Genomic DNA, 254 nt, shown 5'->3' with positions numbered 1-254 from the left:
ATCCTGGGTGTCGCATCCGGGCGACAAGTGAACCCCTACGCGGCTGGCTCCCCATACTGAAATCAGGGCATCGGTGGCTTCGAGCATAAAGCGGGCGCGGTGCTCAATCGGGCCGCCATAGGCATCGGTGCGCTGGTTGGTACTGGACTGCAGGAACTGATCCGGCAGATAGCCGTTGGCTCCATGTAATTCGACACCATAAAACCCGGCGGCTTTGGCGTTTTGGGCGGCTGTCCGGTAGGCCTCGATAATGG

The 254-nt window shown here is 60.2% G+C and carries 1 protein-coding gene; it reads right to left on the bottom strand.

Annotated features, from left to right (window positions below; genetic code table 11):
- Positions 1–254, bottom strand: a 254-nt coding sequence (locus tag Q4563_RS21130) for an oxidoreductase (RefSeq protein ID WP_442903845.1), incomplete at both ends; no start/stop codon positions are given.

It is taken from the genome of Gilvimarinus sp. 1_MG-2023, assembly GCF_030548285.1.
The sequence above is the reverse complement of the archived record's forward strand: the minus strand, read 5'-3'. Positions and strand labels throughout refer to the sequence as shown.